The following is a 12,639-nucleotide window of genomic DNA, read 5'->3' as shown; positions in this document are numbered from 1 at the left end:
GAGATGTGAATGGCTCGTCCACGCTTTTTACCCGACAACTTTACGTTGTACCTGATAGCAACCGTCACGTTGGCTAGCATCTTTCCCTGTAGCGGAGCCGCTGCCGGGGTACTCAATGTGATCACCAACATCGCCATTGGCCTGTTGTTTTTCCTGCATGGCGCCAAGCTGTCACGCGAGGCCATTGTAGCGGGCGTTACCCACTGGCGCCTTCATCTCCTGATCTTCTGCTGCACCTTCCTGTTATTCCCGCTGCTGGGCTGGGCGCTCAAGCCGCTGCTTTCGCCCCTCGTCACGCCTGAGCTTTACATGGGCGTACTGTATATGTGTGCCCTACCGGCAACCGTACAGTCTTCCATCGCCTTTGTTTCAATGGGCCGCGGCAACGTGCCTGCCGCCGTGTGCAGTGCCTCGGCGTCCAGCCTGATTGGTGTGTTCCTGACGCCGCTACTGGTAAGCCTGCTGCTGGACACGCAAAGCAGTGGAGACACCAACGGCATGTCCACCCTAGATGCCATTACCAAGATTTTCCTTCAGCTTCTGGTTCCCTTTATTGCGGGTCAAATCCTGCGCCGCTGGATTGGCGGATGGGTCGACAAACACAAGTCCAGCCTCAAGTTTGTCGATCAGGGCTCCATTCTGCTTGTTGTCTATACTGCGTTCAGCGCTGCCATTCTTGAAGGCCTCTGGTCATCCATTCCACTGACCGCTTTGCTGGGCCTTGCTGCAGTCTGCTCGGTAATCCTCACGCTGGCGCTGCTGATTACCCGCTATACGGCGCGCCTGTTGGGCTTTAACAAAGAAGACGAGATCACAGTGGTTTTCTGCGGCTCCAAGAAGAGTCTGGCGACTGGCGTGCCGATGGCCAAGGTGTTATTCGCTGGCAGTAGCATGGGTGCCATTCTGCTACCCATCATGCTGTTCCATCAGATCCAGCTGATGGTATGTGCGGTATTGTCACAGCGCTACGGGCGGCGTGAAGAGACAACCGCCAGTGAAACCAAGGTAGCCAAGGCGCACTGAATTCTTTTGCTTAACCTATAAAAAAGGCCGGTCACTACCGGCCTTTTTTATGTATTACGTAAATCAGTCTTCTCTCACTGGGGAGCGCATGGTCACCCACTCTTCCGCTGCTGTCGGGTGAATACCGATGGTGTCATCAAAGCAGCTTTTGGTTGCACCGGCCTTGAGAGCCACTGCCAGACACTGGATCTGCTCAGGAGCATCGGGCCCGACCATATGGCAACCCAGCACCTTATCAGTCTCAGCGTCTACGACCAGCTTCATGAGCGTACGCTCCGTCTCATTGGTCAGGCTGAGCTTGGTAGGCTTGAAGGTCGTCTGGAAAATCCTGAGCTTGTAGCCCTTTTCACGGGCCTGCTCTTCACTCAGTCCTACCGTTCCGACGTTAGGCAAGCTGTAAACCGCGCTAGCGATGAGGTTGTAATCAAGTGGCTTGTAACTTTCAGGCTTGTACAGGCTGCGGGCCAAGGTCATGGCCTCTGCCAGGGCAACAGGCGTCAGCTGCACACGGCCAATGATATCCCCAATCGCATACACTGAGGGCTCCGTGGTTTGGAAGGTTTCATCCACCTTCACAAAGCCACGTTCATCGAGCTCGACGCCAACGTTTTCCAGGCCCAGGTTATCCAGCATGGGGCGACGGCCTGTCGCATAGAACACGCAGTCAGTTTCCTGAACACGGCCATCCTTGAGCGTAACCTTCAAACTGCCATCGCTCTGCTTGTCGATACGGGCAATTTCCGCATTAAACTGCAGATCGTGGCCTCGCTTGAGCAATTCATCCCGCAGATGCACCCGTACGCAGTCATCAAACCCGCGCAGGAATAACTCCTTGCGGTACATGAGAGTCGCCTTCACACCCAGGCCGTGAAAGATCGATGCAAATTCAATCGCGATATAACCGCCACCCACGATGATCATTCGCTCGGGCAGCTTATCCAGATAAAAGGCTTCATTGGACGTGATGATGTGTTCACGGCCAGGCAACTCAGGCACTGACGGCCAACCGCCGGTAGCGATGAGGATTCGCTCGGTGGTGTAGCGCTTGCCCGTTACCTCGACAGTATGCGCATCAATGATTCGCGCATGGTCTTCCAGCAGTGTCACACCGCTGTTGATGAGCAATGCACGATAGATGCCGTTCAGTCGACGAATCTCATGGTCTTTATTGGCTAGCAGATTCTGCCAATCGAACCCCTGTTCCTCGACCTTCCAGCCATAACTGCGCGACTGCCTGAACTCGTCGTGGAACGAAGCCCCGTAGACGAAATACTTTTTCGGCATACAGCCGACGTTTACGCAGGTGCCGCCCAGGTAGCGGCTTTCCGCTACGGCCACGCGAGCACCAAAATCGGCGGAAAAACGCGCTGCACGAACACCGCCCGAACCCGCACCGATGATAAAAAGGTCAAAATCGTATGTCATGACGAATCCTGATCGGCTCAACTGCTCACCAGCTTAACGCACCTGCATCGCTGCTGACGAAAATACTGTTGCCTTAAACGACAGAAGCCACCCTAAGGTGGCTTCTGTCAAACACAGGCTAACAAGGAGATCAGAGCTCCTTGTAGACGTTCTCGAAGCAGAAGTTGGTTGCTTCAACGAAGCCTTCCGCACTACCGCAGTCGAAACGCTGACCCTTGAACTTGTAAGCCAGAACACAACCGTCCTGAGCCTGCTTCATCAGGGCATCAGTAATCTGGATTTCACCGCCCTTGCCCGGCTCGGTCTGCTCGATCAGGTCGAAAATATCAGGCGTCAGGATGTAACGGCCAATGATCGCCAGGTTGGAAGGTGCATCTTCCGGCTTGGGCTTCTCAACCATGTTGTTCACACGGTAGATATCATCACGGATCATTTCGCCCGAGATCACACCGTACTTGTGTGTTTCGTTCGCAGGTACTTCCTGGATAGCCACGATAGAGCAGCGGAACTGGTTGTACAGCTTGACCATCTGCTTCAGAACGCCATCGCCTTCGAGGTTCAGGCACAGGTCGTCCGCCAGCACAACGGCGAACGGCTCGTCACCGATCAGAGGACGGCCAGTCAAGATGGCATGACCCAGACCTTTCATTTCGATCTGACGGGTATAAGAGAAGGAGCATTCGTCGATCAGGCGGCGAATCCCGGTCAGGTACTTTTCCTTCGCTGTGTTCTTGATCTGGCTTTCCAGCTCGTAGCTGATATCGAAATGGTCTTCCAGAGAGCGCTTGCCACGCCCGGTGACCATAGCAATTTGCTTGAGCCCAGCGTCGAGTGCCTCTTCAACGGCGTACTGGACCAGGGGCTTGTTCACGATGGGCAGCATTTCCTTCGGCATCGCTTTGGTTGCTGGAAGAAAGCGAGTGCCGTAGCCGGCGGCCGGGAACAGACATTTGGTGATCATGGGCGTCCTTTGATCTGTGGGAGCAATACTATGGCAGTCTAAACAGCCGTTCATCGGGTTACAATGCTCAGCATGAGGCTCTCAGTGACCGATTAAATGGACGTCTAAAAGCGCTCGACCCCGAGCGTTGGGAGATCCGACCACGAAAGCGCCCAGCGGTTCGATTATAAAGCGCTTTTCCGCAGACGAGATATGATGAGTAGTGAACTCGTTGGCACCACCACCGTCGAAGACAAGCTGCTTCAGATGGTTAGACAAGGGATCAAACGATCTATTATGAAAAAATGGATTCCTCTTTTCGCTACCGCATTGCTGGTAGGCTGCGCCAGTAAATCCCCTCAACTTACTCAGGAAGAACTGCATCTGCTCACCCAGAATGACCTCCTCCAGGCAAAGATGCTTGTAGTATCCGGAGGGGAAGATGAACTCAAACTGGCTGACGCCTTGCTCAATCGCGCCTCGATGCAAACCGACAAAGCTGAAGAAGGCACCGGCGAGATCGAGTTCTACAAGGCGCTGGTAATGATCAAGCAAGGCCCGCAAGCAGATGACGTGCTGTCCCTGCTGGAAACCTCAGCCAAGAAAGAGTATCCGCTGGCCTATGCAATGCTCTATCAGGTCTATTCCAAGCCTTACCTGGTAACTGAAGCAGACCCTATTCGAGCGGAAACCTACAAGGACAGCTACAGCGATCTTGACGTTGCCAAGAGCGGCTATCCTTCTTTCGAGAAGGCATTGGTATTGGTGGAGCGTCTGAGCAGTGACAAGCCTTCCGAAACAGCGGCCATGACTCACTGACGACGTTCAAGCCGGTTGGTTGTAGAGCCCGGCGTCCGTTCAATTTCGATTCCGCCAGGGTATTCCGTGCTCTGGCGAATCGAGCCTCGCTGTTCATACTGTCCGCTGGAATGAGAGCGGTACTCCCGAACCGTTCCACGCGGGACAGCCTGACCACCGTATAGATTATAGTACTGGCTACGCTGCTGCGTCTCGATGCTCCCGGACGCTCCGGGGCTTATATAGGTTCGGGGTATCGCACGTCTATCAAACTCGTCTGCAATACCTGTATTAGCGGCCAACGCCAATGCCAGCCCAAGCCCGCACATTGCTATTTTAAATACGCTCATTTCGATCTCCTGCCCCTCCTCCACATTAAGACCTCTACGAAAGGGCCTGTTTCAAACCATTGGTCCCGTCGCACACCTTTTCAGTTTTTCGGTGGTGCCGCGTAGGGCGTGTGAAGCCAGGACGGCGTTCGTAGGCAGAGTATTCTGGCAGGACTCAATAAAGTCCCAACAAAGGCTTTCTATAGACGAAAAAAGAAAGGGATACGGGAAGGAGTGGATCGTGAGATATCGATTGCACGTTCGTACCTCCGTTAGAAGGCCGCTATACCCGATACGACTCAGGAGAATCCAATCAAAAGCTAGAGAAATTCTAGCGGCCTACCGAGCGCAGGCCGCTAGCGGGAAAGCACATATCACATGGAGCGTGATGCGCGCTGTGGCTCTTGTTCCTGATGCTTGGAAGACATGTGGTCGGCTTCTTCCTTAACACGATTTGTCGCCTGATCAGCCAGATCCTGCCCTACTTCAGTTGCCTTGGCATAACCCTGCTCGGCTTTCATCTTCACTTTGTCAGTGATCCGATCACTGGTCTTGCCCATCAAGCGATTTTCACGCTCGGTTGCAGGCAAGGTCGCTCCAAGTAGCGCACCTACTGCAATCCCAATGGCACCCAGCGCCAACGGCTGCTCTTCCAGCATATACTGGAAACCACTTTTGGCCTTGGCCGTCTGGTTACGCATGGTTTCGGATGCAGTCTGAGCTTTTTCGCTTACAGTCTGACGGGCTGAACTCATGGAGTCAGACGTGCTGCTGCGCATGTCCGCAGCCTTGTCCTTAAAGCCCTGAGTTTGCGTTCTCATACTGTCTGTCTTGTCATGTACCGCGCCGGACATACTGTTGGCCTTGTCGTGTAATGTGTCGCTCAGGCCTGAAGCTTTGTCCCTTAGCGAATCGACGATACCAGTGGAGGACATGCCTGCATTGGTATAGGGCTGACTGCGATTCTGGCCCATCATCATCCACATGAGCCCAACCGAGGTAAGCAGTGTCGGCACTGGGTTCGCCTTGATGGTCGAGCCTAGGTTATTGATAAATTCGCCTCCATTGCCCTTGGCATAGGTCATTGCCTTGTCAAGCAACTCGCCGGGAGAAAGGCGGCTTTCCAGCGCATTCACGATATCGTTGATACTGTCACGCTGCTGATCGATTTCACGCTCAAGAGTCGCAGGATCTTTTTGCGATTCAGCGTCTAGTCGGCTATGGGTATCGGTGCTCATGCTACTTTCCCCTTCACGGCTTCTTTATCTTTCTGCATGCTATTAATGGTTCGCTCTGGCTTGAACGCCGCAGGGTCAAGTTTCTTCTTGCCCGCAGATACCATTACCAGACCCACTATGCACACCACACCGCCCACGATCAGGGCGGCCAACCAGGGCGCCATGACCTGGCTCAGTCCAAGAACGGCTGAAAGCAGCAGCATGATAAAACCGGCCATCAAAACAATACCGCCTGATGCCATGCTGATTGTGGCAGCCTTGGTAGTATTCAAGGCTTCGGTAATCTCAGCCTTGGCTAGTGCTAATTCCTTGGTAAACAGAGAAGGCACTTCGCGTGTCAGCTGACGCACCAGACCTGCAATCGAGGTTGAATTTGAATCGATGCCAGTCTCTTCTTGATAGGTAGCATCACGTAGGTTCGGTTGTTCTTTCATGATTACAGACCTCCGTTAGTGTCCTTCTTGGTATTGCCTAGCGCTGTGGTTGATGCACGATCAGGATCAAGCGCGGGGGAACCATAGGGTGGGGTATCGCCCAAGTCGGATGTAGGCACTGGACGGACAATTGAGGTAGTGGCCGTGGTATCGCCTTTAGGCAACTGGGAGGTACTGTTTTGATAGGTGCTTTCCTGTTCGGCGATAACAGGTGTGCTGGTCTGGGATGCCGGATCGATAGTACGCGTGCCATCTGAATGCTCAAAGCCACCCATACCGGCATGGTTAACCGAAGATGTGGTTCCCATGGCCGCACTAGAGCCCATTACACGACAGGATGTTTCCTTGTCGCTCTCGCCCAGCGTTGGCGGTGTGGTCATGGTTTCACCCGTTGCACCTGCCCGAGCGGTATAGGACGAACCGGAGGACAGATCGGAACCTACTCCGGAGCCGCTGGTGTTCGAGGACGACATCTCCATGCCGGAGGTATTGGCTTTGCGGCTGCTGGCCTTGGCGAAGCGAGACAGTCCGAAGCCAATAGCGATGCTGCTGGTCAAAAAGAGTGCCGGGTTTTCACGGGCCAGTCGGCCTGCTTCCTGGATCAACTCATCAGCGCTTTTGCCACGTAGCGTATCAGCTAGCCCGGCCATGCTTTGGGCGATATCGGAGACATAGCCTGAGAGACCGGCACGATCCTGGTCGCTCAGCTCCGACGCTGCCGCTTTGAAACTGTTAGCGACGGTTTCGATTTCATTGGCGGCTTTGTCGCTGTAACGATCAATCTGACCTTTACCTTGCACCATTGCATTGTCCGCCACACTCCGGGCCTTATCTTTCATGGCTTCGGCCTGTTCTTGGGCAGACGGCATACTCTGCTGCTGGCTTTCTCGAGTATTACTCTCGTAGGGTGATGTCATAGCTTGGTCCCACCATTTTTACGTTTTTCCGCACAATAGCGGCTGGTAAGCGCAGCGGTGACTCAAAAGACATAAAACTGCGCGTTAATAAGGTGACTTCAGCGGCACGGAGGAGTTCGTTTCGATTTTGTCAAGTAGCGCTATTCACGATAACCGGCATCGGTATACGCCGCCTTTAAAGGTTTTTTTGTGAAATGTTGGAAAAATCGATTACCTCTGGTTTTCGCATCAATTCCTCATACCCCAGCTGCACATAGGGCTGGTCAGTACTGACCAAGGTGCGGACAATAGCGGCCCTCTTCCAAGACAAGGATGTGTCATGCCTATTACTCGCCTAAAGATTGCCGCCGCTTGCCTGCTCAACCCGGCAAACGAATTACTCGTGGTACGTAAACGACATACCCGATTCTTCATGTTGCCTGGCGGCAAACTGGAGGCAGGCGAAAGCGGTCTCGAAGCACTTGCACGAGAGATTCAGGAAGAATTGAATCTGCTGCTGGATACCGAGACCTGCCAGCCGCTCGGCCTCTTCCAGGCGCCCGCTGCCAACGAGCCAGACACCATGATCGAGGCAGAGCTTTTCATGGCTTATGTAGATACACCCTCGCTGGCTGTAGCGGCGGAGCTTGAGGCGCTGGCCTGGATACCGCTGGCACCACCTTATGAGGTTGCTCTGGCGCCCCTGCTGTCTGAACACGTTCTACCGCTATTGCAGCGGAATACGGGCTTTTCCCCTGCGAACCGACAGGCATAACGAGAGTCAAGAGTCTACGCCTGTCGTTCCTGCAAAGGAGAGTCCTATGAGCACACTGCCTATCCACATCGACGTCTGGAGCGATTACGTCTGCCCATTCTGTTATCTGGAATTGCCGCTGCTCGATCAGCTGAAGGCGCATTATGGCGACAGGCTGACCGTTACATGGCATGCCTTCGAGTTGAGACCAGACCCCATCCCAACCCTTATCCCGGATAGCCATTACTTACGCAGCACATGGGCGCGAGCGGTATATCCCATGGCGGAAGAACGGGGATTGACATTGCGCCTGCCTCCCGTGCAACCCCGTAGCCGACGAGCACTGGAAGTAGCTGAACATGCCCGGCAATCTGGACAGTTCGATGCCATGCATCAAGGGATATTCAAGGCCTTTTTTGAACAAGGGCGCGACATCGGTCGTGACGACATCCTGCTGGATATTGCAAACCTGCAGGGCATCGATACATTCGAATTAGGTGTGGCGCTTGAAGAAAATCGTCATACCCAGAGCGTGCTCGACGATGAAGCGCTGGCCCAGACACTGGGTATTACAGCGGTGCCCACTTTACTAATCCGTCTGGAAGGCCAAGCCTACGAAGAAGCAACCCAGCTTAGCGGCGCGGTGGACTATGAGCGTCTCACACGGGCAATCGAGACGCTCACGACTCAACGCTGAGCCTGCTAGCGTTGAGCTGCCGGTGAGGTTTCCGGAAAGAGGACATCCGTGAATCCGAACCGGGAAAAGTCAGTGATACGCGACGGGTAGAGCCGCCCGATCAAATGATCGTATTCGTGCTGCACCACGCGCGCATGAAAACCTTCAGCGATCCGATCAATCGTTTCGCCTCTCGCGTCCACTGCCTTGTAACGGATACGGGCATACCGATCAACGACACCGCGCAGGCCGGGGATGGAAAGGCAGCCTTCCCACCCCTCCTCCATCTCTTGTGACAACGGCGTTATCACAGGATTGATAACAACGGTTTGGGGCACTGCAGGTGCATCCGGGTAGCGTTCGCTGCTGTCGAAGCCCATTACGAACAACTGCAGATCCACACCGATCTGCGGAGCAGCCAAACCCACACCACCAGCTTGTTCCATAGTCTCGAACATATCCGCCACCAGCGCATCCAGCTCCTGGCTGCCAATCATGGATGCCGGCACAGGTTTGGCGATGCGCAACAAGCGCTCATCACCCATTCTCACCAGTTCACGAATCATTTCTGCCTCCGTCAATGTTCAGGTGAGGCGGCTATCAATCGTCCGTCTCAGGTAATTCGATCCTGTCGTCGTATATAACGATCAGCCCCTGCTTGTACAAACCGCCAATGGCCTTCTTGAACGTCCCCTTGCTGACGCCGAACAGCTTGCTGATCAGTTCTGGCGAGCTTTTGTCGCTGACTTCGAGAACGCCATTGCGGGCTTTTGCCAGCCCAAGTATCTGCTGACCCAGCGCATCGACAGCCTGACGTCCCAACGGTTGCAGGGAAAGACTGATCTTTCCATCGGGGCGCACTTCCTTGATAAAGCCCTTTTCCTGCATACCGCTACGCAGAAACTTGAAGACCTCATTTTGATGAATGAGTCCCCAATGCTTCCCTTCGATAATGGCCTTGAAGCCCATGGGCGTTTGTTCGGCCACCAGCAGATCGACTGCCTGACCACTTGTGTAAGACGCCGGTACGGTATCCAGGTATCGATCCAGGCGCGCCGTTGCGGTAATTCGGTGGGTGCGCTGATCAATATAGACATAGACCACGCAGTAATCCCCAACCTGCAACGGGCGCTTTTCTTCGGAGTGCGGGAGCAACAGGTCCTTGGGTAGGCCCCAATCCAGAAAAATTCCGATACGGTTGACCTCGACCACTTTCAGACTGGCGAACTGCCCTACCTGAACCTTGGGCTTTTGAGTCGTCGCAATGATCCGGTCTTCACTGTCGAGATAAACGAATACATTGATCCAATCACCCGCCTCGTTGGGCTGATCCTTCGGGATATAGCGGTTCGGCAACAGGATTTCACCGTCCTGCTCGGCATCCAGATATAAGCCAAAGTCCGTCCGCTTGATAATTTGCAGACTATTAAAACGCCCGATTAAAGCCATGCTAGTACCTCATTAAGAAGCCACTATCATACCTGACATATTCTGCTCAACCGATAAACCATGAAATGCCCTGGCAAAAGGGCTAGACAAAATCTTCGAAAGCGTTACAGTGCCTGCACTGTGTTGCACGTGTACCGTTTATCGGCGAGGCCATGGCCACGCTTAGCAGTGGTGACTCTTTGCACTCAGTTGCAGCCTGGGCAGTTCCAGCGCTGTCAAAAATCTTTGTTCAGGGAGCAATCCATGTCTACTCGCCAAACCGGTACCGTCAAGTGGTTCAACGATGAAAAAGGCTTCGGCTTCATCACTCCGCAGAGCGGCCCGGACGTTTTCGTACACTACCGTGCCATTCAGAGCACTGGCTTCAAGAGCCTGAAGGAAGGTCAAGCCGTTTCCTTCCTGGTCGTGCAAGGCCAGAAGGGCCTGCAGGCTGATGAGGTTCAGGTAGTCTAACTACCCCGACTTCTCGAAAAAGCCCCGCTGCAAAGCTGGGCTTTTTTTATGCCTGCACGACAGATAACAGGGTGATATATGCTTCGTAAACTGGGACTCGTTCTGCTTCTGACCCTATCAGGATGTGCGGTGTTTCCAGGCGATCAGGTCGCCCCTACACCAGCGCCCATCGCTTCGCCGTCTTTCGCCCGTCCTGGATTACACGTGGAATTCAATTTCTACCGGGGCGAACCCGACGACGGGAATGCCCGATCCATTCCAGTAGCGCGTGAAGGCCTGGAACCGGCCCTCATCCAGGCATTGCAGACCTCGGAGCTCTTCAGTCATTACAACCTGGCGCCTGATCGTGCCGAGCCTGGTGATTACGTACTCAAGTTGAAGCTATACAACCACAGCGCCATGGCAGCTTCTGTTGCCAGCGGCATGCTTACCGGCGCAACGCTATTTATTGTCCCCGGCGTGGCCAAGGACAACTTTACCCTGACAGGCGAGTTATTCGACCCTAGCCTGCACCCAGTTGCCCGGCACCGTAACGATGATTCCATCAAGACCTGGATGGGTATCTGGTTTCTTCCCTTCATGGGACATACAACCGGCGAAGCGATTACCGATACCTTTACCCGGCAGGTCAACGAGCTGCTAAAGACCTTGATAGCTGAGCAGCCAACGTTACAGACACTGCAATGACCGTTGGCCGAAAACATTGAACGGGTCTGTATAAGTTCAGTCACACCTTATGAGCCATTCATAACCACGCAATGCGAGGTGAGCCATGACTGAACAAACGCGAAATGCCGAAAACGAAAAAAGAGATCAAGCAGAAAAGCCACGCCGCACAGAACATGCCCAGGTGGATTCGGAGCGTAACCCGCCCTCTCCCAACAGCCCTGATCGCATGAAAGACGGCACGGGTTATAACTAAGAAAGGGCGCGTATGCGCCCTTCTTCATTCAAGCCCTATTTTCAACACTTCCCCTTCTGACGAATCCGTTAATACGTACAGATAACCATCAGGTCCCTGGCGAACGTCCCGGATACGTGCCCCTTTTTCTTCCAGCAAACGCTCCTCATGGACAACCTTGTTGCCCTCCAGCTGCAGCCGGATCAGACTCTCTTGAGCAAGAGCGCCAATGAAGAGGCTGTTTTTCCAGGCGGGAAACCGATCGGCTGAGTAAAAGGCCATGCCGCTGACGCCCGGCGACTTCTCCCATACATACAATGGCTGCTCTGTCCCTGGTACGTCCTTGCCCTTTGCTTCCGGAATGGGTGTATAGGAGTAGTTGATCCCGTGGGTAGCCACAGGCCAACCATAGTTTTTACCTGCCAGCGGAATATTGACCTCATCTCCTCCACGAGGCCCATGCTCATTCGTCCAGACCTGTCCGGTCCAGGGATTCAGGGCCGCGCCCTGCTGGTTGCGATGCCCATAGGACCAGATCTCCGGGCGAGCACCTGACTGGTCTACAAAGGGGTTATCGTTCGGAACGGTGCCATCGGCCTTGATGCGAACAAGCTTGCCCTGGAGCTTATCGAGCGCCTGCGCCGTGATACGCTGGTTGTTCTCACCCAGCGCAATGAATAGATAGCCCTGCTGATCAAACACCAGCCGTGAGCCAAAATGCGCACCGGTGGAAAGTTTGGGCTCTTGCCTGAAAATCACGGTAAAGCCTTCCACACGGGTCATGTCAGCAGAGAGCGTGCCTCGCCCAACCGCCGTACCAGCCTTGTCATCCTTGCCTCCCCCTTCGGAGTAACTGAGATAAATAAGACGATCTTCAGCAAAAGAAGGAGACAAAGCCACGTCCATCAAGCCGCCCTGGCTGCGATTGTAGACATCCGGCAAGCCTGCAATAGGGTTAGATACAGAGCCGTCGCTCTTGAGTACACGTAGGCGCCCGGGCCGCTCGGTTACCAGCATTCCCTTTTGATCAGGCAAAAAAGCCAGCCCCCACGGATGGTCCAAGCCTTTCTTAATGACCGTAACGCTCACCTTGCCTTTCTCACTGGGATAGGTAGCGACCTGTCCCTGAGCAATGACTACATCACTTAACAGCAACGCGCCTGCTGCCAACGCCCACTTAAACATAGTGTTCCCCCTTTTTAACCGGAAAACTGACTGTAGCGCTTTACTTCGGCTAAAAAGGCCCACTCACATAGACAGTTACAATAAGCGAACGCTTACAGACGTAGTCCGTTTCGGCACCTTTTAACAGGGATGGTATTA

General features: G+C 54.0%; 16 protein-coding genes. 7 read left to right on the top strand and 9 right to left on the bottom strand.

What is annotated here, in order from left to right; all coding sequences use genetic code 11:
• The first annotated feature begins 9 nt into the window (after positions 1 to 9).
• Complete coding sequence (locus tag HMPREF1487_RS17805; protein ID WP_010798084.1) at positions 10 to 1,023, top strand: bile acid:sodium symporter family protein; 1,014 nt, start codon at positions 10 to 12, stop codon at positions 1,021 to 1,023.
• A 63-nt stretch (positions 1,024 to 1,086) separates the two neighbouring features.
• Here the strand turns inward: HMPREF1487_RS17805 and gorA are convergent, their stop codons facing one another.
• Together gorA and galU are read right to left on the bottom strand one after the other, a co-directional pair.
• Positions 1,087 to 2,448: a glutathione-disulfide reductase gene (gene gorA, locus HMPREF1487_RS17800; RefSeq protein WP_010798083.1), complete on the bottom strand. Its 1,362-nt coding sequence runs from the start codon at positions 2,446 to 2,448 to the stop codon at positions 1,087 to 1,089.
• Between the two features lie 130 nt (positions 2,449 to 2,578).
• Positions 2,579 to 3,409 carry a UTP--glucose-1-phosphate uridylyltransferase GalU gene (gene galU / locus HMPREF1487_RS17795; protein WP_010798082.1) on the bottom strand — a complete coding sequence of 277 codons (831 nt, stop codon included), beginning with the start codon at positions 3,407 to 3,409 and terminating at the stop codon, positions 2,579 to 2,581.
• 276 nt (positions 3,410 to 3,685) lie between these two features.
• On the opposite strand from galU, the gene HMPREF1487_RS17790 reads away from it, so the two are divergent.
• Positions 3,686 to 4,207, top strand: a complete 522-nt coding sequence (locus HMPREF1487_RS17790; RefSeq protein ID WP_100217730.1) for a hypothetical protein — start codon at positions 3,686 to 3,688, stop codon at positions 4,205 to 4,207.
• Here the strand turns inward: HMPREF1487_RS17790 and HMPREF1487_RS17785 are convergent.
• From HMPREF1487_RS17785 to HMPREF1487_RS26350, 4 genes are all read right to left on the bottom strand, one after another.
• Positions 4,201 to 4,536 (bottom strand): hypothetical protein, encoded by a 336-nt coding sequence (locus HMPREF1487_RS17785; protein WP_051370197.1) that lies wholly within the window; start codon positions 4,534 to 4,536, stop codon positions 4,201 to 4,203. The genes HMPREF1487_RS17790 and HMPREF1487_RS17785 overlap by 7 nt on opposite strands.
• A gap of 353 nt (positions 4,537 to 4,889) precedes the next feature.
• Complete coding sequence (locus HMPREF1487_RS17780; protein WP_010798079.1) at positions 4,890 to 5,753, bottom strand: DUF3618 domain-containing protein; 864 nt, start codon at positions 5,751 to 5,753, stop codon at positions 4,890 to 4,892.
• Positions 5,750 to 6,187: a phage holin family protein gene (locus HMPREF1487_RS17775; protein WP_010798078.1), complete on the bottom strand. Its 438-nt coding sequence runs from the start codon at positions 6,185 to 6,187 to the stop codon at positions 5,750 to 5,752. The genes HMPREF1487_RS17780 and HMPREF1487_RS17775 overlap by 4 nt, the downstream gene beginning before the upstream one ends.
• Positions 6,188 to 6,189: 2 nt before the next feature.
• Positions 6,190 to 7,104: a hypothetical protein gene (locus HMPREF1487_RS26350; protein ID WP_010798077.1), complete on the bottom strand. Its 915-nt coding sequence runs from the start codon at positions 7,102 to 7,104 to the stop codon at positions 6,190 to 6,192.
• Between the two features lie 319 nt (positions 7,105 to 7,423).
• On the opposite strand from HMPREF1487_RS26350, the gene HMPREF1487_RS17765 reads away from it, so the two are divergent.
• Both HMPREF1487_RS17765 and HMPREF1487_RS17760 read left to right on the top strand, forming a co-directional pair.
• On the top strand, positions 7,424 to 7,858 hold the full coding sequence (locus HMPREF1487_RS17765) for an NUDIX hydrolase (protein WP_010798076.1): 435 nt from the start codon (positions 7,424 to 7,426) through the stop codon (positions 7,856 to 7,858).
• Between the two features lie 46 nt (positions 7,859 to 7,904).
• Positions 7,905 to 8,534: a DsbA family oxidoreductase gene (locus tag HMPREF1487_RS17760; RefSeq protein WP_010798075.1), complete on the top strand. Its 630-nt coding sequence runs from the start codon at positions 7,905 to 7,907 to the stop codon at positions 8,532 to 8,534.
• 5 nt (positions 8,535 to 8,539) lie between these two features.
• Here HMPREF1487_RS17760 and def read toward each other — a convergent pair whose 3' ends face one another.
• The gene (def, locus tag HMPREF1487_RS17755; RefSeq protein WP_010798074.1) at positions 8,540 to 9,079 is read right to left on the bottom strand and encodes a peptide deformylase; all 540 of its coding nucleotides are present in this window, start codon (positions 9,077 to 9,079) and stop codon (positions 8,540 to 8,542) included.
• Between the two features lie 34 nt (positions 9,080 to 9,113).
• On the bottom strand, positions 9,114 to 9,962 hold the full coding sequence (locus HMPREF1487_RS17750; protein WP_010798073.1) for a CvfB family protein: 849 nt from the start codon (positions 9,960 to 9,962) through the stop codon (positions 9,114 to 9,116).
• A gap of 243 nt (positions 9,963 to 10,205) precedes the next feature.
• Here HMPREF1487_RS17750 and HMPREF1487_RS17745 point away from each other — a divergent pair, with 243 nt between their 5' ends.
• The 3 genes from HMPREF1487_RS17745 (at position 10,206) to HMPREF1487_RS27715 (ending at position 11,337) form a co-directional block, all read left to right on the top strand.
• Entirely contained in the window at positions 10,206 to 10,415 is a 210-nt protein-coding gene (locus tag HMPREF1487_RS17745) for a cold-shock protein (RefSeq protein ID WP_010798072.1), read from the top strand.
• 78 nt (positions 10,416 to 10,493) lie between these two features.
• The gene (locus tag HMPREF1487_RS17740) at positions 10,494 to 11,102 is read left to right on the top strand and encodes a hypothetical protein (protein WP_010798071.1); all 609 of its coding nucleotides are present in this window, start codon (positions 10,494 to 10,496) and stop codon (positions 11,100 to 11,102) included.
• An 85-nt stretch (positions 11,103 to 11,187) separates the two neighbouring features.
• Positions 11,188 to 11,337, top strand: coding sequence for a hypothetical protein (locus tag HMPREF1487_RS27715; protein ID WP_010798070.1), 150 nt, complete (start codon positions 11,188 to 11,190; stop codon positions 11,335 to 11,337).
• Between the two features lie 24 nt (positions 11,338 to 11,361).
• Here the strand turns inward: HMPREF1487_RS27715 and HMPREF1487_RS17735 are convergent, their stop codons facing one another.
• The gene (locus HMPREF1487_RS17735) at positions 11,362 to 12,501 is read right to left on the bottom strand and encodes a PQQ-dependent sugar dehydrogenase (protein ID WP_010798069.1); all 1,140 of its coding nucleotides are present in this window, start codon (positions 12,499 to 12,501) and stop codon (positions 11,362 to 11,364) included.
• Positions 12,502 to 12,639 lie beyond the last annotated feature (138 nt).

This window comes from Pseudomonas sp. HPB0071 (assembly GCF_000478505.2).
GTDB lineage: Bacteria > Pseudomonadota > Gammaproteobacteria > Pseudomonadales > Pseudomonadaceae > Chryseomonas > Chryseomonas luteola.
The sequence above is the reverse complement of the archived record's forward strand: the minus strand, read 5'-3'. Positions and strand labels throughout refer to the sequence as shown.